18 protein-coding genes are annotated in these 20,258 nt (G+C 62.1%); 10 read left to right on the top strand and 8 right to left on the bottom strand.

The features are described 5' to 3' along the window. Positions 1–173 precede the first annotated feature (173 nt). A complete protein-coding gene (locus HEP69_RS11435) occupies positions 174–2,996 on the bottom strand; it encodes a [protein-PII] uridylyltransferase (protein ID WP_290558658.1) in 2,823 nt (940 codons plus the stop codon). Continuing rightward, a complete protein-coding gene (locus tag HEP69_RS11430; protein WP_290558657.1) occupies positions 2,956–4,134 on the bottom strand; it encodes a penicillin-binding protein activator in 1,179 nt (392 codons plus the stop codon). Before HEP69_RS11430 ends, HEP69_RS11435 begins: the two co-directional genes overlap by 41 nt. An 85-nt stretch (positions 4,135–4,219) precedes the next feature. Between HEP69_RS11430 and rsmI the strand changes: the two genes are divergently transcribed. The 4 genes from rsmI (at position 4,220) to HEP69_RS11410 (ending at position 7,470) form a co-directional block, all read left to right on the top strand. After that, positions 4,220–5,083 carry a 16S rRNA (cytidine(1402)-2'-O)-methyltransferase gene (gene rsmI / locus HEP69_RS11425; protein WP_290558656.1) on the top strand — a complete coding sequence of 288 codons (864 nt, stop codon included), beginning with the start codon at positions 4,220–4,222 and terminating at the stop codon, positions 5,081–5,083. Beyond that, complete coding sequence (locus HEP69_RS11420; protein ID WP_290558655.1) at positions 5,080–5,454, top strand: YraN family protein; 375 nt, start codon at positions 5,080–5,082, stop codon at positions 5,452–5,454. Before rsmI ends, HEP69_RS11420 begins: the two co-directional genes overlap by 4 nt. 178 nt (positions 5,455–5,632) lie before the next feature. Further along, positions 5,633–6,568 carry a glutathione synthase gene (gshB, locus tag HEP69_RS11415; RefSeq protein ID WP_290558654.1) on the top strand — a complete coding sequence of 312 codons (936 nt, stop codon included), beginning with the start codon at positions 5,633–5,635 and terminating at the stop codon, positions 6,566–6,568. Beyond that, on the top strand, positions 6,565–7,470 hold the full coding sequence (locus HEP69_RS11410) for an alpha/beta hydrolase (protein WP_290558653.1): 906 nt from the start codon (positions 6,565–6,567) through the stop codon (positions 7,468–7,470). The genes gshB and HEP69_RS11410 overlap by 4 nt, the downstream gene beginning before the upstream one ends. Here HEP69_RS11410 and HEP69_RS11405 read toward each other — a convergent pair. From HEP69_RS11405 to cobU, 4 genes are all read right to left on the bottom strand, one after another. Continuing rightward, positions 7,440–8,954, bottom strand: a complete 1,515-nt coding sequence (locus tag HEP69_RS11405; RefSeq protein WP_290558652.1) for a YifB family Mg chelatase-like AAA ATPase — start codon at positions 8,952–8,954, stop codon at positions 7,440–7,442. The two genes, HEP69_RS11410 and HEP69_RS11405, sit on opposite strands and share 31 nt — an antisense overlap. A gap of 191 nt (positions 8,955–9,145) precedes the next feature. Beyond that, positions 9,146–9,829, bottom strand: coding sequence for a glutathione S-transferase (locus HEP69_RS11400; RefSeq protein WP_290558651.1), 684 nt, complete (start codon positions 9,827–9,829; stop codon positions 9,146–9,148). A gap of 60 nt (positions 9,830–9,889) precedes the next feature. Further along, a complete protein-coding gene (locus HEP69_RS11395) occupies positions 9,890–10,468 on the bottom strand; it encodes a histidine phosphatase family protein (protein ID WP_290558650.1) in 579 nt (192 codons plus the stop codon). Further along, on the bottom strand, positions 10,465–10,983 hold the full coding sequence (cobU, locus tag HEP69_RS11390; RefSeq protein WP_366111339.1) for a bifunctional adenosylcobinamide kinase/adenosylcobinamide-phosphate guanylyltransferase: 519 nt from the start codon (positions 10,981–10,983) through the stop codon (positions 10,465–10,467). The genes HEP69_RS11395 and cobU overlap by 4 nt, the downstream gene beginning before the upstream one ends. Before the next feature lie 110 nt (positions 10,984–11,093). On the opposite strand from cobU, the gene HEP69_RS11385 reads away from it, so the two are divergent. The 5 genes from HEP69_RS11385 to HEP69_RS11365 all read left to right on the top strand — a co-directional run bounded on the left by HEP69_RS11385 (position 11,094) and on the right by HEP69_RS11365 (position 15,601). After that, a complete protein-coding gene (locus HEP69_RS11385; RefSeq protein ID WP_290558648.1) occupies positions 11,094–11,972 on the top strand; it encodes an RNA polymerase factor sigma-32 in 879 nt (292 codons plus the stop codon). Further along, a complete protein-coding gene (locus HEP69_RS11380) occupies positions 11,969–12,796 on the top strand; it encodes a ChaN family lipoprotein (protein WP_290558647.1) in 828 nt (275 codons plus the stop codon). Before HEP69_RS11385 ends, HEP69_RS11380 begins: the two co-directional genes overlap by 4 nt. A 78-nt stretch (positions 12,797–12,874) precedes the next feature. Further along, positions 12,875–14,071 (top strand): bifunctional phosphopantothenoylcysteine decarboxylase/phosphopantothenate--cysteine ligase CoaBC, encoded by a 1,197-nt coding sequence (gene coaBC, locus HEP69_RS11375; protein ID WP_290558646.1) that lies wholly within the window; start codon positions 12,875–12,877, stop codon positions 14,069–14,071. Further along, complete coding sequence (dut, locus tag HEP69_RS11370) at positions 14,064–14,525, top strand: dUTP diphosphatase (RefSeq protein ID WP_290558645.1); 462 nt, start codon at positions 14,064–14,066, stop codon at positions 14,523–14,525. Before coaBC ends, dut begins: the two co-directional genes overlap by 8 nt. Further along, on the top strand, positions 14,525–15,601 hold the full coding sequence (locus HEP69_RS11365) for a HesA/MoeB/ThiF family protein (protein WP_290558644.1): 1,077 nt from the start codon (positions 14,525–14,527) through the stop codon (positions 15,599–15,601). The genes dut and HEP69_RS11365 overlap by 1 nt, the downstream gene beginning before the upstream one ends. 71 nt (positions 15,602–15,672) lie before the next feature. Here HEP69_RS11365 and HEP69_RS11360 read toward each other — a convergent pair whose 3' ends face one another. Beyond that, positions 15,673–16,881 carry a PLP-dependent aspartate aminotransferase family protein gene (locus HEP69_RS11360; protein WP_290558643.1) on the bottom strand — a complete coding sequence of 403 codons (1,209 nt, stop codon included), beginning with the start codon at positions 16,879–16,881 and terminating at the stop codon, positions 15,673–15,675. A gap of 132 nt (positions 16,882–17,013) precedes the next feature. Here HEP69_RS11360 and HEP69_RS11355 point away from each other — a divergent pair, with 132 nt between their 5' ends. Further along, complete coding sequence (locus tag HEP69_RS11355; RefSeq protein WP_290558642.1) at positions 17,014–19,026, top strand: M3 family metallopeptidase; 2,013 nt, start codon at positions 17,014–17,016, stop codon at positions 19,024–19,026. 297 nt (positions 19,027–19,323) lie between these two features. Here HEP69_RS11355 and HEP69_RS11350 read toward each other — a convergent pair whose 3' ends face one another. After that, on the bottom strand, positions 19,324–20,256 hold the full coding sequence (locus tag HEP69_RS11350) for a glyoxylate/hydroxypyruvate reductase A (RefSeq protein WP_290558641.1): 933 nt from the start codon (positions 20,254–20,256) through the stop codon (positions 19,324–19,326). Between the last annotated feature and the right edge of the window lie 2 nt (positions 20,257–20,258).

Here is a 20,258-nt window from a genome sequence, read left to right as displayed (position 1 = left end):
GAACAGCCGATCTTGGTGACGTATTCTCCATCCGACCCGCGCCCGCGAACTCAGCGCAGCGCGAGGTGAGAGGGGATCTTCAGCCCTTTGACATAGCGCTCTCTTGCCGCGGCGGCACGATGTCAGTCGAAACTCCGGTCAGCCCGGCGATGCGAGACGGTCTGTCCCCGACCCTAGCTATCGGCCCGCTCGGCCCCGTCGACGATGGCTTGTCTCAGCCGTTCCTCAAGCATCTTCTGCTTTGATTTGGAATGGTATTTCAGCCCGAACATGTCCTTGACATAAAAGGTATCCACAACCTGTTCGCCATAGGTCGCGATCACCGCGTTGGCGACATAGACGTTGTTGGCCGCAAAGGTTCGTGCCAGATCATAGAGCAGGCCGGGCCGGTCGCGGGTATCGACCTCGATAATCGTGTAGATCTCAGAGCCGTCATTGTCGAAGGTGATATGGGTGGGGACGTTGAACGCCTTTTCGCGTTTTTTGATCTTGTCGCGTGCTTTCAGGGCGTCGCGGGCCACCACCTCTCCGCCAAGTGTCTTCTGGATCATCTTGGTCAGGCGCGGCAGGCGGTCGGCCTCATAGGGTTTGCCTTCGGCATCCTGGATCCAAAACGCATCCGTCACATAGCCGTCCTTGGTGGTATAGCTGCGCGCATCGACGACATTGGCCCCCACCAGCGCCAGCGCGCCAGCGACGCGGGCAAAGATGCCGGGGTGATCGGCCATCACGAAACAGGCGCGCGTGGCGTCGCGATCCTCGTCCGGGAAAAGATGGATCAAGATCTGGCTTTCATCGTCACTGGTATCGAGCTGTTGCAACAGCCGTGCGAAATCGACATGTGCGGTGACATGCAAACCCTGCCAATACGGATCGTAATGGCGCTTGGTCTCGCGATTGAGATTTGTCTTGGACCAGTCGGGCAGAGCAGCGCGCAGCGCTTTTTTGGCCTCCGTACCTCGGTTTTCGCGGTTGAGATCCTCCATCCCGGTTTCCAGCGCGCGACGTGACTGCCGGTACAGCGCACGGATCAGCGCGGCTTTCCAGTTGTTCCAGGTATTGGGGCCGACACCGCGAATATCGCAAACCGTCATCACGCAGAGCAGATCCAGACGCTTGACCGTTTGGACCGCCTTGCAGAAGTCACGCACCGTGCGCGGATCGGCAATGTCGCGCTTTTGTGCCAGATCCGACATCAGCAGATGATAGCGCACCAGCCATTCCACCGTTTCACATTCCGATTTGCTCAGCCCCAGGCGTGGCGCGACCACACGGGCGATCCGGGCGCCAAGCTGGCTGTGATCTTCGGATCTGCCCTTGCCGATATCGTGCAGCAGCAGCGCCACATAAAGCACCTTGCGATTGATGCCTTCCTTGAGAATGCCGGAGGCCACCGGCAGATCCTCGATCAGTTCGCCCTTTTCGATCTTGGCCAGTTGGGCGATGCACTGGATGATGTGCTCGTCCACCGTATAGCTGTGGTACATATTGAATTGCATCATGGCCACGATCGGCTCGAATTCTGGGATCAGGGCCGAGAGGACACCCAACTCGTTCATCCGCCGCAAGGCCCGCTCGGGGTTGCCGTGTTTCAGCAGCAGGTCCAGAAAAATGCGCCGCGCTTCCTTGTCGTTGCGCATATCCTCGTCAATCAGATCCAGGTTGGCCCGCACCAGGCGCATTGCGTCGGGATGGATCAGCATCCCTGTGCGCAAGCCTTCCTCGAATACGCGCAGAATGTTCAGTTTGTCGCCGAGAAAGGTCTGAGGATCCGCGATGTTGAGACGGTTGTGGACAACCGCATAACCCGGTTTCACGCGCGGCCTCCGGCGGAAAATCCGTTCCAGAAGAGGTTCGGATTTGACATGGGTCGCTTCGAGATCGCTGAGGAAAATGCGGGTCAGGTCGCCCACTGCCGTGGCATGGCGAAAATAGTCCTGCATGAACCGCTCGACCCCCCGTCGGCCAGCACGGTCCTCATAACCCAATCGCGCGGCCACCTCGACCTGCATGTCAAAGGTCAGCATCTCGACCGGCCGCCCGGCGGTCAGATGCAGATGCGCGCGCACGGCCCAGAGAAAATCCTCAGCCTTCACAAAGCGCTCGAACTCCTCCGGTCGAAAGACACCGAGATTGACCAGCTCGCCCGCGTCCTCGACGCCGCGAATGTACTTGGCGATCCAGAACAGCGATTGCAGATCGCGCAGACCGCCTTTGCCCTCTTTGACATTGGGCTCGACCACATAGCGTTCGCCCTGTCGGATGTGGCGTTTCTCGCGCTCCTCCAGCTTGGCTTCGATGAAGTCGCGCCCGGTGCCCGAGAACAGTTCGGTTTGCAGCCGGGTTTTCAACTCGCTTGCAAGGTCTGCGTCACCGGCAAGGAACCGGTGTTCTAAAAGGGTGGTGCGGATCGTGAAATCCTCGTGGCCCAGGCGCAGGCAATCTTTGATCGTGCGCGACGCATGCCCGACCTTCAGCTTGAGATCCCACAGCACGTAGAGCATGGATTCGATCACACTCTCGGCCCAGGGCGTGATCTTGTAGGGCGTCAGAAACAGCAGATCGACATCCGAGAACGGTGCCATCTCGCCCCGGCCATAGCCGCCCACGGCAATCAGCGCGATCCGCTCTCCATCGGTTGGATTGGGCAACGGGTGGAGATGGGCGCGGGCCAGATGCAGGGCCGATGTGACCAGACCATCGGTCAGATAGGTATAGGCCCGTGTCAGCGGGCGCGCGGCAAAGGGTGTTTCCGCGAATGCCTCGGCAATTGCAGTGCGTCCGGCCTCCTTGGCCTCGCGCAGGATCGTGACAGCCGCCGCCCGCAAGGCAGCGCTGTCGTCTGCCTGCCCTGCGGCGGCATCCAACGCGGCGCGAATTGCCGGACCGTCGAAGATCAGGTCCGGTGCGCAGATCAGGTTGTCGTCAGGCGGGACGTTTGCCGCGGAAACCGGATCAGGATCCGGCGCCGACAAAGCTTCTTGGGGCAGGGTCAATCACAACCACCTGTCTGTTTTGGATCGATGCGACGGCAAGGCCGCGTTCGTTGGTTCCATCCGGGCGCAGGCGGAAGATGCCGTTGACGCCCTGAAAACCTGCACCTTGCGTCAGCGCTCCGCCGGTCAGCGCATTCGACTGGCCATTGGCCACCAGCGCGCCGATGGCGGCAATGCCGTCAAAGGCCAGGCCGCCGATGGGGTGGGGCGGTTCGGCATAGGCGGCTTCGTACCGGGCACGGAAACGCTGGGTCAGCACCGGATCGGGCAACGCGAACCATCCGCCCTGCACACCAGGCAGTTCCAGGGTCTGAACCGGGATGTCCCAGCGTGTCAGTCCAATGAATTGCACCTCGTCAGGGCGCACCCCCGCCTCAGGCAGAAGCTGCGCGAAAAGGGGCAGGGCGCCAGCGGTGGTCGCGGTCATGAAAACCGCATCGGCGCCCGCACTGCGCACAGCACCCTGAACCTGCGGTACCGCGGCGATTACGCTCTGCTGCGACAGCTCATAGGGCACGATTCCCGCCACCCGAGCGGTGCTGCGTTGGCCGGCAGTCTCAATGGCATTGCGGCCCAGCTGTCCGGCCACATCCGTTGAATGCACAACGACCACGTTCTGTTTGCCCTGCCGTCCGGCGTATTGCATCAGCCGATCGGCGGTGTTCTGGAAGGTCGGACCCAGCACGAACACATTACCGCCGGCGATCGTCGTGTTGTTGGAAAAGGCCAGTACGTTGACGTTCTGGCGGGCCGCGGCGACACCGGCTGCGTTTGCGGCCTCGGCATAGACCGGTCCCAGAATGATCCGCGCGCCTTCGTTGATCGCCTGCGTGGTCTGGGCTGCGGCTTGTGTGGCATTCGCAGCGGTGGAATAGACGCGCAGGTCGATTTCGACGCCGTCCAATCCCGCCATGGCCAGGCGCGCGGCATTCTCCAGACTGCGCGCGAGCACATCATCGCCGGTCTGGCCAGATCCGCTGGGCACCAGGAGTGCCACGGGCACCGGCCGCGACGTGTTGATTGTGGGCCCGCCACCGGGACCGGGCAGCGCCACATCACAGGCGGCAACCGCCAGCAAGGAGACCAGCGCAATGGTGCGCAGCCCAAGCTTGCGGGCGGATGGGAAAAGGTCGAACATGGGCACTGGCACTCCGTGAGGGCGGCTTGGCGCGCCGCAAGGGTCGTTGCCACGATAATAGACACCAGTTAAGGCGGGTCCAGCTTTGAATTCCCACAAATCGACGCTTGCCCCAGGTCTTTACTTTGTGGCGACCCCCATCGGGACGGCCCGAGACATCACTTTGCGCGCGCTCGATATCCTGAGTTCAGCGGAGGTGATCGCCGCAGAAGACACCCGCAGCCTGCGCAAATTGATGGAGATCCATGGTATTGCGCTGAACGGACGTCGCATCGTGGCCTATCACGATCACAGCGGCGCTGCGGTGCGCGAACGGTTGATAGCGGCCGTGGCCGATGGGCAATCGGTCGCCTACGCGTCCGAGGCGGGTATGCCGCTTGTTGCCGACCCGGGGTTCGAGCTGGGCCGGGCGATGGCCCAAGCGGGCTTGCCTGTCACGGTCGCGCCAGGAGCGTCGGCGGTTTTGGCTGCGCTGGCCATTTCCGGCCTTCCGAGCGACGCATTTTTCTTTGCCGGGTTTTTGCCATCAGCCTCCAGCGCGCGCCGGGCGCGGTTGGAGGCACTGCGCGATATTCCCGGCACACTGATCTTTTTTGAATCACCCCGTCGCGTTGCGGCGATGATCGTCGAGGCGCAAGTCGTGCTGGGAGGCAGCAGGCAGGCCGCCATCTGCCGCGAGATAACCAAGAAGTTCGAGGAGGTCCGGCGGGGGACACTGGACGAACTGGCCGCTGGCCTGGAGGGGGCCAGCCTGAAGGGTGAAGTCGTTGTGCTGATCGCACGCGGGGATTCGGAAAAAATTAGCGACTCTGATTTAGAAACGGACCTGAAGGCTGCTCTTGGGTCAATGTCGATGAAGGATGCGGCCGACGCGGTGTCAAAAGCGCATGATTTGCCTCGGCGCAAAGTGTATCAACTGGCGCTGAAACTTGGAAAGGATCGGTTATGATCGGGACGCTTCGGGAACGGGGTCGTGCAAGCTATCACGCCGGCCTGTCGGCCGAAGACCGCATCGAGCGGGCCTATACCGATGATGGCCACACGGTGCTCGCCCGCCGCTGGCGTGGGCGTGGTGGCGAAATCGATCTGGTTCTGTGCAAAGACGACGTGATCTCTTTCGTCGAGGTCAAGAAAGCCCGCGATTTTGCGCGCGCGGCAGAGAGCCTGCGCCCTTCACAGGCGCGCAGGATCGCCACAGCTGCGGAAGAGTTTCTTGCCACGCAGCCTCGCGGAGCCTTGACGGAATGCTCCTTTGACGTGGGCCTTGTCGACCAGACCGGCGCTTATGAGATCATCGAGAATGCCCTCCTTTTGCAATGAGCTTGTGTAGCAGGGCATTGTCCGCCGAATTGTGATGTGGGGCGAGTGGGTCGCTCTCAATACCTGAGCCGTGCCGCAACGCATTCCAGGGCACGAGCGCGGGCCAAACCGTCTGATACACATTGAACTGCGGCGCGCGCTGGGCCATGTACGGGCGAACCAGTGAAAGGCGCGCGTCATGAGAATTGCATTTCAAATGGACCCGATCGGGGCCGTGGATGTCAACGCAGACAGCTCTTTCCGCCTGGCGGAAGAAGCGCAGGCGCGGGGTCATTCGCTGTATTACTACAGCCCGGATCAATTGGCCTATCAGGAGGGCCGCATCACCGCACGCGGTCATGACATGACGGTTCAGCGCGTCGCAGATGCGCCTGCAATCCTGGGACCTGCGCGCGAGGTCGACTTGGCGAATTTCGACGTGATCTGGCTGCGCCAGGATCCGCCATTTGACATGCACTATATCACATCTACCCACCTTCTTGACCGGCTCAAGGGCCGCGCACTGGTCGTGAACGATCCGTTCTGGGTGCGCAATTACCCCGAAAAGCTGCTGGTGCTGGATTTCCCGGAGCTCACCCCGCCGACCACGATTGCGCGCGATCTCGAAACGATCAAGGCGTTCAAGGCACGACATGGCGACATCATTCTCAAACCGCTCTATGGCAATGGCGGTGCCGGCGTCTTTCGTCTGGACCAATCGGATCGCAACCTGACCTCGCTGCATGAGCTCTTTACCGGGTTCTCTCGCGAGCCGCTGATCGTTCAGAAATTCCTGCCCGATGTGAGTAATGGCGACAAACGCGTGATCCTGGTGGATGGTGAGGCGGTGGGCGCGATCAACCGCGTTCCGGCCAAAGGTGAGACACGCTCCAACATGCATGTGGGCGGGCGGCCCGAAAAAATTGGCCTCAGCGACCGCGATCAGGAGATCTGTGCGGCAATCGGCCCGCTGCTGAAGGAAAAAGGCCAGATCTTTGTCGGCATCGACGTCATCGGCGAGTACCTGACCGAGATAAACGTGACTTCGCCGACCGGCATTCAGGAACTGGAGCGGTTCGACGGGATCAACGTGGCGGAAAAAATCTGGCAGGCCATCGAGGGCAAGCTGGAGTGAGCTGGCAGCGGGGTCTGCTGAACTGGTATCTGCGCCGGTTTGAGCGACCGGCTCTCGAACGGCATCCCCCGGATCGGATAAGGCGGAGGTTTGAGGTCAAGTCGAGACTGTCGTTCCACCCCCCGCGCGCGAGCCGGTTTCGCCGGGACAGGCTCGCCGATGTGCCGGTGCAATGGGTCACAGCAAAGGGCGCGCTGGGACGCGCGGTGATGCTGTACTTTCATGGAGGAGCGTATGTGTTTGGCTCATCCAGCACCCATCGCGCCATGCTGGCAAAGCTTTCCGCCTTGACCGGTCTGCCTGCATGTCTGCCCGATTACCGCCTGGCGCCTGAACATCCGTTTCCCGCGCAGATCGCAGACGCACTGGCGTGTTATCGCGCGTTGTCGGATGACCATCCGGTGATAATCGGGGGCGATAGTGCGGGCGGCGGTCTGGCGCTGGCTCTCTTGGCGGAGGTCCTTCGGCAGGACTTGCCGCGCCCCGATGCGGTCTTCGCCTTTTCTCCGGTGACCGACATGACCTTTTCCGGCGCATCGATCACATCCAATGCAGACCGCGACGTGGTCTTGCCTGCCAACAGCATTGCAAGGATGACCGAGCTTTTTCTGGCCGGTGAAGATCCCAGGGATCCGAGGGCGTCACCGCTATTTGCCAATTTCGCCGGAGCACCTCCGGTATGGCTGACGGCAAGTGACAGCGAGCTCTTGCTCGACGATGCATTGCGGATGCACCGCGCGCTTCAGGAGCAGAAAGTCGAGAGCTGTCTGAGGATTGAACGCAACCATCCCCATGTCTGGCCGATCTTTCACAATATGCTGCCCGAGGCGAACCGGACGCTGCGGTTTCTGGCCCAGTGGATCTTAGAGCGTCAGGCCTCTCTCCTGGCGAGCAATCGATAACTGAGCGCTTCGGCCACATGCGGGCGGCGGACCCGCTGCGACTTGTCGAGATCGGCGATGGTGCGCGCGACACGTAACACCCGGTGATAGCCGCGCGCCGACAGCCCAAACCGGTCGGCTGTTTTCGACAGCAGGGTTTTGCCGTCACTGTCCGGAGTGGCGATCTCTTGGAGAATTTCACCTTCGGCATCAGCGTTTTGCCGCAGATCCGAATGGCCGTCGAAGCGCGCCTCCTGGATCGCACGCGCCGCCGCGACGCGGTCCGCCACCATTGCGGAGGTTTCTCCGTCCGCGGGCAGATCCAGATCCGAAAACGCCACCGGAGGCACCTCGATCCGCAGATCGAAACGGTCCATCAAAGGACCCGAGATGCGCCCGAGATAGTCCTCAGCGCAGATCGGCGCCCGCGAACAGGCACGGTTCGGATCCGACAGGTATCCGCATTTGCACGGGTTGGCGGCTGCAACCAGCATGAACCGGCATGGGTATCTGACATGAGCATTGGCGCGGGCGACCATCACCTCGCCTGTTTCGATGGGTTGGCGCAGCGTTTCCAGCACAGCGCGCGGGAATTCAGGAAACTCATCCATGAACAGCACACCGTTATGCGCCAGGCTGATCTCCCCTGGTTTTGCGCCCCGGCCGCCGCCCACCAAGGCGGGCATGGAAGCGGTGTGATGGGGGTCTCGAAACGGGCGCGTGCGGCGGATACCACCTTCGTCCAAAAGCCCGGCCAGAGACTGGATCATTGAGGTTTCCAGCGCCTCGATCGGGGTGAGCGGGGGCAGGATGCCCGGCAGTCGCGCCGCCAGCATGGATTTGCCCGATCCAGGGGGCCCGATCATCATCAAGTGGTGGCGCCCCGCCGCGGCAATCTCCATCGCGCGTTTGGCACGCTCTTGCCCCTTGACGTCGCGCAGATCGCGATGCCCCTGATCGGCGGGCACTTCACCTCGGATCGCAGGGCGCAGAGGGGACAGTCCGGAATAATGCTGGACGACTTCGATCAGGCTGGCAGCCGCCGTCACCTGGGTGGCATCGACCCAGGCCGCCTCCGCGCCCGAGCCTGCCGGGCAGAGCAGTTGGCGCCCGTCCTCCGCCGCGCGCATGGCCGCAGGCAGCGCGCCCAGTACCGGGATCAGAGAGCCGTCGAGTGACAGCTCTCCCAAAGCGACGGTATCCTCGATGGTGTCCGCGGGCAGCACATCAAGCGCGCTGAGCAAGGCGACGGCGATGGGCAGGTCGAAATGACTTCCCTCTTTGGGCAGATCCGCGGGTGACAGGTTTATCGTGATCCGTTTCGATGGCAGCGCAATGGCCATAGAGGATAGCGCCGCCCGGATCCGGTCTCGGGCTTCGCTGACCGCTTTGTCGGGCAGGCCAACGATGGAAAAGGCGGGCAGGCCGGGGCTGATGGCGCATTGCACCTCGACCGGACGAGCCTCCACCCCCTGAAATGCGACCGTATAGGCGCGTGCGACCATTCAGCATTCCCCTTGACCTGAATTGGTTAACGAGTAGGGCGCAAGCGTTTATGAAGGGTTAAGCTCCGCGCGCTCATTTTCTGACGCAGAAAATGCGCCGATTTTGGCGCAAAATCGGGGAGCGACAGGCGACATACCGCTCGAGAAAATGTGTCATTTTCTTCCCATTTTTTGTGTCAAAAAATGCCATGTCATGCCACGGGCCAGGGGTCCGACGGAAAATCTAGGCGATGGGGCTCAGGTGTATAGTTGGTCTTCAGCCCGTCGGCCCGCCACTGCTGAACCTCCGGGTCGGCCAATAGCGCCAGCGCATAGGCTTTCGCGTTTGCGCTTACCGGCAGCCCGTATCCGATGATTCTGGCTGCCATGGGCGTATAGAACACATCTGCAAGGGAATAAGTGCCGAAAAGCCACCCGTCCGCTGCGCCCGACAGACGCCGCGCATGCGACCAAATCACGTCCAGCCGCTCCAGATCCGCGCGAACCTCCACTCCGGGTTCAAATCCACGATAGGCGCGAAGCAGTTGCATCGGGCAGGCCCCGCGCAATGCGCCAAAGCCCGCGCACATTTCAGCGCAGAGCCAGCGTGCCGTCGCGCGTTGGGCAGACTCCTTGGGCCAGAGCCCGGCATCAGGGTGCCGCTCGGCCAGCGTTTCTGCCATGGCAAGGCTTTCGCCGACCACTGTGCCCTCTGGCGTGCGCATGACCGGCACCAGCCGCGCCGGGGGCAGCCCGCTGAGATCCTTTGCCATGGTTCCAGCATAAAGACCGACCATATGGGCCCGCATTGGCAGGTCGAATTTGCGAAACATCAACCAGCCACGCAAGGACCAGCTAGAGAACGTCTTGTCGCCGATATAGAGCTCATACGTCATGCCACCGAGGCTAAGCGGATGGGTGGCCTCTGGCAAAATGCTGATTTGTGCGGCCCGATATCACGGCTGATGATTGATCCGTCCCAGATGCCACCGAGTGCCGTCAAACCGCATATCGGTGACCGACAGATTGTCGATTTTATGGGCCAGCACATCCGCCGCGGTCGCGCCCATGGCGCGTTGTACCTGTGTCAGGATTACACCGAAATGTGCGACGGCCACGATATGGGCGCCGCGATATCGGGCGCTGAGCGTATCGACCACGCGCGCCACGCGTGACGCACTCTGGTTCCAGCTTTCCCCGCCCGGCGGGATGATATCACCAGGGGTTTCCCAATAGGCGCGGCTGAGCTCGGGGTGGGTCCGAGCCACTTCCGAAAAATGCTTACCGTCCCACGCGCCGAAATGAAACTCCCGCAGATCCTGATGATCCGGAAGGCGCCTGCGCCCGGCGGTCAGCACATCGGCTGTGGCCGAGGCGCGGATCAGGTCCGATGCCACGACGATGGCCTCATCGGGCAAATGGGCGTTCAACCGCGCGATCTGCGCGTGGTCCGACAGATCGGCGGGCATGTCGCGCCAACCGACAAAGGCTTTTTCATGGGTCGGCCCGTGGCGCACCCAGTGCCAGGTTGTCATGGCATCAGCCCCTTGAGGACCTGCGGCAGTCCAGCGGTCACCTTGATGACCAGATTGGCCTCGGCGGCCAGACGAATGTTGAGCCGTCCCTGCGCCTCCCGAAACCGGCGGGCGAGCGTGTTTTCGGGTACGATTCCCTCTCCAACCTCGTTTGAGACCACGATAACTGGCGGAGCGCAGTTTGCGATCGCCGCCAGCAAATCGGCCTCGGCCCGCGGCAAATCGGACGTCTCGGACAGCATGTGGTTGGATAGCCAAAGCGTTGCGCAATCGAAAAGAACGACGTCGCCACGCGCATCGTGCAAGGCGGATGCCACGTCGAGCGGCGCCTCGATCGTGTCCCAGCCGACGCTGCGCCGGGTCTTGTGCAAGGCAACTTTGGCGGCCATTTCGGCGTCAAACACCTGCGCGCTGGCCACATAGATCTTTGTCTTCGCATGCGTTTCGGCTAACCTTTCGGCAAGACGCGATTTGCCGGAAGCAGCCCCGCCAATCATCAAGGTGAGTTTCGGCAACAATTTTTTAACCCTTGAATGATCCATTTGGGTTGGAACTGCGTACTCAGTTCAGGAGCGCAAAACAAGGTGTGAGCATTCACACAGGATGTCATCTACAGGGGGATGATATGGCACTGGACTCGACACTTGATATGTCACTGTCTCGGCGCGCGATGAAAGCCGAGCTGCTGGACGCCGAAACCGAACTCAGGCTGGCCTATGCCTGGCGTGATGAACGGGACGAAGAGGCGTTGCATCGTCTGATTACCGCATATATGCGGTTGGCGATTTCGATGGCCTCAAAATTCAAGCGCTATGGCGCGCCGATGAATGACCTCATTCAGGAGGCGGGCCTGGGCCTGATGAAGGCGGCCGATAAATTCGATCCCGATCGCGGCGTGCGATTTTCGACCTATGCGGTCTGGTGGATCAAAGCGTCGATCCAGGATTATGTCATGCGCAACTGGTCAATGGTGCGCACCGGCTCCACCTCTTCCCAGAAGTCGTTGTTTTTCAACATGCGCCGGGTGCAGGCGCGGCTGGAGCGTGAAGCGGCCTCCGCCGGGGAGACGCTGGATCGGCATCAGTTGCACCAGATGATTTCCACCGAAATCGGCGTTCCCCTGCATGATGTTGAGATGATGGAGGGGCGGCTCTCTGGCTCTGATTACTCCCTTAACGCCACGCAGTCGGTGGATGACGAGGGGCGCGAATGGATCGATGCGCTGGAGGATAACAGCGCCCAGGCCGCCGATTTGGTCGAGGACAGCCATGACACAGCCCAATTGCGAGAGTGGTTGCTGTCGGCGATGGCGGCCCTGAATGACCGGGAACGGTTTATCGTGCGCGAGCGTAAGCTCCGCGAAGATCCCCGCACACTGGAATCGCTTGGCAACGAGCTGGGCCTCTCCAAAGAGCGCGTGCGCCAGCTGGAGGCTGCGGCGTTTGGAAAAATGAGAAAAAGCCTTGAATCTCAGTCGCGTGAGGTGCAGCACTTCCTTTTATGAAAACATGGCTCATTCCCCTGTTTGCCGCGATTAGCTTGGCCCTGACCGCCCCTGTTGGGGCGGTTTCACTGTCTGAAGACATTCTGAACCGTCTGAAATCCGCAGATGTCGTCCTTTTGGGCGAGGTGCATGACAATCCAGCCCATCATCAGGTCCAGGCCGACCTGGTTGCACAGATCGTGCCCAAGGCGCTGGTGTTTGAGATGCTGACGCCGCAACAAGCCACCCGCGCCACGCCGGATCTGATCCAGGATCGCGCGGCGCTGGATGCGGCATTGGGATGGGCCGAAAGCGGCTGGCCCGATTTTATGATGTATCACCCGATTTTTCTGGCCGCACCCCAGGCCCGGGTCTTTGGCGCTGCGGTACCGCGTGACGCTGCGCGCGCGGCGATGCAGACGGGCATCGCCGAGAGTTTCGGCGCACAGGCCACGCAATATGGGCTGACAGAACCGCTGCAACAGTCCGAGCAGCAAAGGCGCGAAGCCCTCCAGATGGAGGCTCATTGTGACGCGCTTCCCGCACATCTCTTGCCTGCAATGGTCGATATTCAGCGGCTGCGGGATGCCCGTCTGGCGCAGGAAGCGGTGCGCGCATTGGAAGAGACGGGCGGCCCCGTCGCGGTGATCACCGGCAATGGTCATGCCCGTGCAGATTGGGGGGTGCCCCGGTTCCTGCGCCGGGTCGATGCCGACGTGACGGTTTTTGCACTGGGCCAATCCGAGGAGGGTGGCGCCCTGAGAGGGGACTTTGATGCAGTGATCGATGGGCCGGGCGTCGAGCGGCCGGATCCCTGCGCCGCCTTTGCAACATCGGGGGGCTGAGCCGAGCCGATTGGCACTGGCCCATTTCCCACCCCTTGCCTATGGTCGCACCCGTTGGACCCACAGATCCGAGGCGCCATGCTGTCTGGTAAACGCATTTTGTTGATCATCGGCGGCGGGATCGCGGCCTATAAATCGCTCGACCTGATCCGCAGGCTGGCCGAGCGCGGCGCCTCTGTCACGCCAGTGCTGACCCGCGCGGGCGAGGAGTTCGTCACACCGCTTTCGGTTTCCGCGCTGGCCGGGCAGAAGGTCTACCGCGACCTTTTCGACCTCACGGATGAAGCCGAGATGGGGCATATCCAGCTTTCGCGCAGCGCCGATCTGATCGTGGTCGCACCCGCGACTGCGGACCTGATGGCCAAGATGGCGCAAGGCATGGCCAATGATCTGGCCTCCACCCTGCTTTTGGCGACGGACACGCCGGTTCTGGCGGCTCCGGCAATGAATGTGCGAATGTGGGATCATCCCGCCACGCAGCGCAATCGCGCAACGCTGGAGGGGGACGGAGTGATGTTCGCGGGTCCCAATGAGGGGGATATGGCCTGCGGCGAGTTCGGTCCCGGGCGCATGGCCGAACCGCTGGAGATCGTGGATGCGATCGAAAAGACCTTCGGCAAAGGTCCGCTGTCCGGCAAACGCGTGCTGGTGACCTCTGGCCCCACCCATGAACCGATCGATCCGGTCCGCTATATCGCCAACCGGTCTTCGGGCGCACAGGGCACCGCCATCGCCCGCGCACTGGCGGATCTGGGTGCGCAGGTGATCTTTGTCACCGGTCCCGCAGAGGTGCCGGCCCCCCAAGGGGTGGAAGTGGTCGCGGTTGAAAGCGCGCGCGAAATGGCCGAAGCCGTAGAGGCCGCTTTGCCCGTGGATGCGGGCGTTTTTGCGGCGGCGGTGGCCGACTGGCGGGTGTCCACCGCGTCTGAGAGCAAGCTCAAGAAATCCAAGGACGGGCTGCCGGTGCTGAAATTTACCGAAAATCCGGACATTCTGGCCGGTGTCGCCCAGCGGGCTGAGGGGCGGCCCCGGCTGGTTGTTGGATTTGCCGCTGAAACCGACGATGTCGAGGCGCACGCCACCGCCAAGCGGCGAAGCAAGGGCTGTGACTGGATCGTGGCCAATGATGTCAGCCCTGCCACCGGCATCATGGGAGGGGCGGAAAACGCCGTTACGCTGATCACCGCAGAAGGCGCCGAAAACTGGCCGCGCATGGCAAAGGAGGCTGTTGCGCGCGCATTGGCCGACCGGATCGCGGAGGTCCTGAATGCCTGAGGACCTCGAGATCCGGGTGCTGCGCGAGGCGGGTTTTGACCCGTCCGTTCCGCTGCCCAGCTATGAAAGCGACGGGGCCGCGGGCGCGGATCTGCGTGCGAATCTGCCCGCTGGCGATGTGACCTTGAACCCCGGAGCGCGCGCTCTGATCCCGACGGGTCTGCGGATCGAGATCCCGCAAGGGTTCGAGGTGCAAATCCGGCCGCGCTCGGGTCTCGCGCTGAAACACGGGATCACCCTGCCCAATGCGCCCGGCACGATTGACAGCGACTATCGTGGGCCTTTGGGGGTGATCGTGATGAATGCAGGGGACGCGCCCTTTGTCATCTCGCATGGCGCGCGCATCGCACAGATGGTTGTCGCTCCGGTGCTGCGGGCGGCGTTCACGCTGGATGCGCGGTTAAGCGCGACCGTCCGGGGTACGGGTGGATTTGGATCGACGGGAACGGATTGATGGTCCTTGTTCTCGCACTTGCCGGGGTTCTTTGGGGGATCGGATCAATGATGGGCGCGCCGCGCAAGGCGCGCCTGACCATGATCGCGATGCTGTATCTTGGCGTATTGATCCTGCATCTGCTGTTGCCGGATGGCCACCCGCTGCGCGTGGCGACTGGCGCTTCTCCGGCGCTGTGGCTGCTGATCGGCGGATTTGTGGTGATGGTACTGATTTACCGCGCCGGGCTTGGCTGGCTGAAGGGGCGGGCAGAGGCCCGTGATGCCAAGGACCGCCCGGATCAGAGCGCCGGGACGTTTACCGAAACGGAGTTGAACCGTTACGCTCGGCATATCGTGCTGCGCGAAATAGGCGGGCCAGGACAGAAAAAGCTCAAGGAGGCGCGGGTTTTGGTCATCGGCGCGGGCGGGCTGGGGGCGCCTGCGCTGCAATATCTTGCGGCCGCGGGCGTGGGCACCATCGGTGTGATCGATCATGATGTGGTCGACAACGCCAACCTGCAACGGCAGGTGATCCACCGGGATGCCGATATCGGCATGCCCAAGGTGTTTTCAGCCGAGGCCGCGATGCGGGCCCAGAACCCGTTTGTAACGATCCGGCCCTATAACCGCAAACTGGAGGAGGGGATCGCGCCCGAGCTGTTTGCCGAATACGATGTCATCCTGGACGGGACGGATAATTTCGAGACACGCTATCTGTCAAATCGCGTCGCGGTCGCAGTGGGCAAACCTCTGATTTCCGGTGCCTTGTCGCAATGGGAAGGACAGCTCAGCGTATTTGACCCGGCCCATGAGGCGCCCTGCTATCAGTGTATCTTTCCTGAAGCGCCGGCCGAAGGGCTGGCCCCTTCCTGCGCCGAGGCCGGTGTGATTGGCCCGTTGCCCGGTGTGATTGGCTCGATGATGGCCCTAGAGGCGATTAAGCTGATTGCCGAGGCAGGCCGACCGATGCGGGGCGAGATGCTGATTTACGATGCGCTCTGGGGCGAGACGCGCAAGATCGGGTTGGAACGCCGCGCCGATTGCCCGATCTGCGGGGGCGCGGCACGCCTCAGCGAGACAGCGCAGGCTTCTTGAAGGATGACCGGATTGAGGGGCCAGCCCCTCAAACTCCCCGGGAATATTTATGGCCAGAAGAAGCAGACAGGTCAGAGCACCGCTGACAAGTCGGCAATCAGATCCTCGGGATCTTCGAGCCCGACAGAGAGGCGGAAGATGCCATCGCCGGCGAAGGCGCGGTAGCTTTGTGTTTGGGCCGGGTCGAGGCGGAAGGAGCTGTCCATCAACCCTTGGGTCTCCATCCAGAAGACCAGGCTGCGGTGATGCCCCAGCGACACGGCATAATGGATGATGTTCAGATTTTCGATCATGCTCCGGGCGATGCGTTCGCCATCGCTCACCCCGCCCACCTGAAAGGAGATCATGCCGGAGGGGTTGGCCATCTGCCGCCGGGCCAGATCATATTGAGGGTGGGAAGGCAGGCCAGGATAGATCACGCGGGTCACAGAAGGTTGCGCCTCCAGCCATTCAGCGACAGCCAGGGCGCCCGCCTGGTGCGCCTTGAGCCGGAGCGGCAGTGTTGAGGCGCCGCGCGCGATCAGCCAGGCGTTGAAGGGCGAGAGGACCCCACCATGGTGGATTGACGCTTCCAGGCGCATTTTGCGCACCAGATCAGCCCGGCCTGCGACCGCACCTCCGACCGCGTCGCCATGCCCGCCGATATATTTCGTGGTTGAGTGCATCACCAGATCGACACCCAGGCTCACGGTGTCCTGCCCGATGGGTGAGGCGAATGTGGCATCGGTGGAGTGGATCGCCCCCGCTTCCCGCGCGAGTGTCGAGACTGCCGCCAGATCGGTCAGGCGGCCAATGGGGTTGGCGGGGCTTTCGGAGTGGATCAGGCGCGTATTCGGGCGGATCGCGTTTGCTATGTTCTGGGGATCGGACATGTCCACAACACTGACCTCAACCCCCATACGCGGAAACGTATCCCGGGCCAGTTCGGCCACGCCCGCATAAGAGACGTCAGAGACAATCAGGTGATCGCCCTGGTTCAGAAAGGTGAAGAAGATCGCTGTGGCAGCGGCCATGCCGGAGGCTGTGCAGAGGCAGTCTTCGGCCCCCTGGAGTGCTGCGATCTTGGCCTCGAGCATTGCCACGGTCGGGTTGGCCCAGCGGGCATAGGCATAGGGGCTGTCTGCCGTCAGATCATGTGCCGAAAAGCCCGAGATGTCGTCGGACACAAAGGTAGAGGACATGTGGATCGCCGGGGCCGAGGCGCCGGTTGTCGGGTCGGGCGCCTCGCCTGCGTGGATTGCCGTAGTCATCGGTCCGGTTTTCCGGTTGGTGCGGCTCATGCCGTTCTCCTGCGCTGTGATCCGCTGCACGCTGAACCAGATGTGACAGGGCATCAAGCGCGAAAATGGCGGGGGGCTCTGGACCCTTGGCAGGCACGGGCCTAGCTTGCATCTCAAAGGAGATTGTCCCGCATGACCAATCCGCTTCTGTCCCCTTGGGACACCCCCTTTGAGATCGCTCCGTTCGACCGGATTTCGGATGAGGATTTCGCCCCTGCGCTAGAGCATGCGCTCAAGGCCCACCGGGACGAGATTGCCGCGATTGCAAGGGCGGACACAGCTCCTGATTTTGCCAATACGGTAGAGGCGCTGGAGGCGGCGGGCCGTGATCTTGATAAGGTTCTGTCGGTGTTTTTCACCGTGGCCGGGGCCGACAGCAATCCCGCGCGCGAGGATCTGCAACGGGTGTTTTCGCCCAAACTGGCCGCGCATTTTTCCGAAGTCACCTCAAACGACGCGCTCTTTGCGCGGATCGAAGCCGTCTGGCAAGCGCGGGACGGACTGGATCTGACGGATGAGCAGCTGCGCGTGCTGATGCTGACACGGCGTGGTTTTGTGCGTGCAGGCGCGGCGTTGGAGGGGGCCGAGGACGCGCGGATGAAACAGATCAAATCGCGCCTTGCCACGCTGGGCACGCAATTCACCCAGAACCTGTTGGCAGATGAGCGCGACTGGCTCATGGAGCTGTCTGAGGGCGATCTTGACGGTCTGCCCGATTTTGTCGTGCAAGCCGCACGGACGGCAGGCCAGGAGAAAGAAAAAGCAGGTCCGGTCGTCACACTCTCGCGGTCCTTGATCGTGCCGTTTTTGCAATTCTCGCCGCGCCGGGATCTGCGCGAGCGGGCTTATAAGGCGTGGGCCGCGCGCGGGGCCAATGGCGGGCAGACCGATAACCGCGCGATCGCAGCCGAGATCCTGACCCTCCGGCAGGAGCGTGCGGCGCTTTTGGGCTATGACAGTTTTGCCGCCTACAAGCTGGAAACCGAGATGGCCAAGACGCCGGATGCGGTGCGCGATCTGTTGATGGCGGTGTGGGAGCCCGCCAAGGCGCGGGCCAATGAAGATGCCGCCGCGCTCGAAGAAAGGATGCGGGCCGATGGGGTGAACGGCCCGCTCGAGGCCTGGGACTGGCGCTACTACGCACAAAAGCGGCGCAAGGCCGAGCATGACCTCGATGAGGCCGAACTGAAACCCTATCTGCAACTCGACCGCATGATCGAGGCGGCTTTTGCCTGTGCCAATCGCCTCTTCGGGTTGGCGTTCCGGGTCGTCGACGTGCCTCTCTACCATGCCGACTGCCGCGCCTGGGAAGTGACGCGGGATGGCCAGCACATTGCGCTCTTCATTGGGGATTACTTCGCGCGTGGCTCCAAACGCTCCGGTGCCTGGTGTTCGGCAATGCGAAGCCAGGCGCGATTCCCGAAGATTCAGGCGCCCATCGTCATCAATGTCTGTAATTTCGCCAAGGGCGATCCCGCGCTCCTGAGCTATGACGATGCGCGCACCCTGTTTCACGAGTTCGGGCATGCGCTGCATCAGATGCTGTCGAATGTGACCTATGAGAGCATTTCCGGCACCTCTGTCGCGCGCGATTTCGTGGAACTGCCCAGCCAGTTATATGAGCATTGGCTTGAGGTACCGGAGATTCTGTCGGAATTCGCGACCCATGCCGAGACCGGCGCGCCGATGCCGCGGGAGATGCTGGACAAGGTCCTCAAAGCGGCCAATTTCGACATGGGGTTTCAGACAGTGGAATATGTGGCCTCAGCCCTTGTCGATCTCGATTTTCACGAGGGTGCCGCACCCGCCGATCCGATGGCCGCGCAGGCCGAGACGCTGGCGCTGTTGGGCATGCCACACGCGATCGGTATGCGTCACGCGACCCCGCATTTCGCCCATGTCTTTGCCGGTGACGGCTATAGTGCGGGCTACTACAGCTATATGTGGTCCGAAGTGATGGATGCCGATGCGTTCGCCGCCTTTGAAGAGGCGGGAAGTCCCTTCGACCCCGAGCGGGCCAGAGCGCTTGAGGACAACATTCTTTCAGCCGGGGGATCCGCCCCGCCCGAAGACCTCTACATCGCGTTCCGCGGTCGGTTGCCGGGGGTCAAGGCATTGCTCAAAGGGCGCGGACTTGCAGCCTGACACGGCGGCCAATGTCTTTTGAGATACTGAAGGCTGCCTGATCGGCCCCAGCACACCCAAAGACTGAGAGGAGGTCGCGCGTTCAGGACAGGCCATCAACAAAGGCTGCTGCGAGCCTTGGCAGGGCGGCCTATCCCGCACAATGCTTGGTATGATTTGGACGGCAACTCGGTCTGAACACGCATCTGATCAGGCCAGGTGCGGGCGCTGGAACGCCAGTTCCTCCGGCTCGCCAGTCAGACGGCTGGACGCTGTCGTGTAGTTTCTTCTCTTCCCAAATACGGAAAAAAACCGCCCTCAATACCCGCGGGCCCTGTCCACCAAATGCAGAAACGGCTCACCCGCCTCTCCTCGACGGATGTTTTCGGCAATGGTCTTTGCCGACCACGCAGGACGGGTTTCCGAGGCGACATGTGGTGTAACGGTCACATTGGGGTGATGCCAATAAGGATGATCGGCAGGCAGGGGTTCGGTGCGGAACGTATCCAGCGTAGCATGGCCGATCTGACCGGAGTTGAGCGCCGCCAAGAGCGCTTCATCGTCGATCAATGGCCCACGCCCTGGGTTGAGGATCGCAGCGCCCGGCGCCAGCAAGGCGAGGGTGCGGGCATTCAGCGTGTTTTCGGTCTGCGGCGTATCGGGCAGCAGCAGGACCACGATCTCGGCACCTGTCAGCGACGCGGTCAGACCGTCAGGCCCGTCCAGGCAGCGGACAGCATCCAGCCTCTTGGCGCTTTGCGACCATCCGGTGACTTGAAAGCCGATCTTTGCCAATGTGCTGGCGCAGGCGCGGCCCAACTCCCCCAGGCCCAGCACGGTGACCTTGCGCTCCCATGCCACGGGCGGAGATTTGGCCACCCATTCGCCCGGTTTGGCATGGATATGCGCATCCATCCCCAGATGGTGGCGCAAGGCATGGCCCGTCACCCATTCAACCATGCCTTGGGTCAGGGCCGGGTCGACCATGCGTGCCAGCGGCACGGTCAGGGTCGGGTTGCCGACAACAGTTTCGACCCCGGCCCAAAGGTTCAGAACCGCCTTGAGACGGTTGAACGGGGTGAAATCCTGCACCGCGCTGTTGGGAGCATAGACGATGTAATCCACCTCTGGCGGGGCGAAGTCCATGCCCAGATCGGCCTCAACCCCCAGCTCGGCGAGGCTGTCGCGTATCGGTGCTTCATAATAAGACCACCGCTCGGGGCGGGCGGCAAAGAGGACATTGACCATCAAAG

Origin of the sequence: Aestuariivita sp. (assembly GCF_021404545.1) — a bacterium.
Classification (GTDB): Bacteria; Pseudomonadota; Alphaproteobacteria; order Rhodobacterales; family Rhodobacteraceae; genus Aestuariivita.
The sequence above is the reverse complement of the archived record's forward strand: the minus strand, read 5'-3'. Positions and strand labels throughout refer to the sequence as shown.

What these genes read in the sequence shown, in the direction of transcription:
- HEP69_RS11380 (WP_290558647.1), top strand. Translation starts at nt 11,969, where the DNA reads ATGAAAACATGGCTCATTCCCCTGTTTGCCGCGATTAGCTTGGCCCTG.
- HEP69_RS11430 (WP_290558657.1), bottom strand. Translation starts at nt 4,134, where the DNA reads ATGTTCGACCTTTTCCCATCCGCCCGCAAGCTTGGGCTGCGCACCATT.
- HEP69_RS11360 (WP_290558643.1), bottom strand. Translation starts at nt 16,881, where the DNA reads ATGAGCCGCACCAACCGGAAAACCGGACCGATGACTACGGCAATCCAC.
- HEP69_RS11395 (WP_290558650.1), bottom strand. Translation starts at nt 10,468, where the DNA reads ATGACAACCTGGCACTGGGTGCGCCACGGGCCGACCCATGAAAAAGCC.
- HEP69_RS11355 (WP_290558642.1), top strand. Translation starts at nt 17,014, where the DNA reads ATGACCAATCCGCTTCTGTCCCCTTGGGACACCCCCTTTGAGATCGCT.
- HEP69_RS11385 (WP_290558648.1), top strand. Translation starts at nt 11,094, where the DNA reads ATGGCACTGGACTCGACACTTGATATGTCACTGTCTCGGCGCGCGATG.
- gshB (WP_290558654.1), top strand. Translation starts at nt 5,633, where the DNA reads ATGAGAATTGCATTTCAAATGGACCCGATCGGGGCCGTGGATGTCAAC.
- HEP69_RS11400 (WP_290558651.1), bottom strand. Translation starts at nt 9,829, where the DNA reads ATGACGTATGAGCTCTATATCGGCGACAAGACGTTCTCTAGCTGGTCC.
- coaBC (WP_290558646.1), top strand. Translation starts at nt 12,875, where the DNA reads ATGCTGTCTGGTAAACGCATTTTGTTGATCATCGGCGGCGGGATCGCG.
- dut (WP_290558645.1), top strand. Translation starts at nt 14,064, where the DNA reads ATGCCTGAGGACCTCGAGATCCGGGTGCTGCGCGAGGCGGGTTTTGAC.
- HEP69_RS11420 (WP_290558655.1), top strand. Translation starts at nt 5,080, where the DNA reads ATGATCGGGACGCTTCGGGAACGGGGTCGTGCAAGCTATCACGCCGGC.
- HEP69_RS11365 (WP_290558644.1), top strand. Translation starts at nt 14,525, where the DNA reads ATGGTCCTTGTTCTCGCACTTGCCGGGGTTCTTTGGGGGATCGGATCA.
- HEP69_RS11405 (WP_290558652.1), bottom strand. Translation starts at nt 8,954, where the DNA reads ATGGTCGCACGCGCCTATACGGTCGCATTTCAGGGGGTGGAGGCTCGT.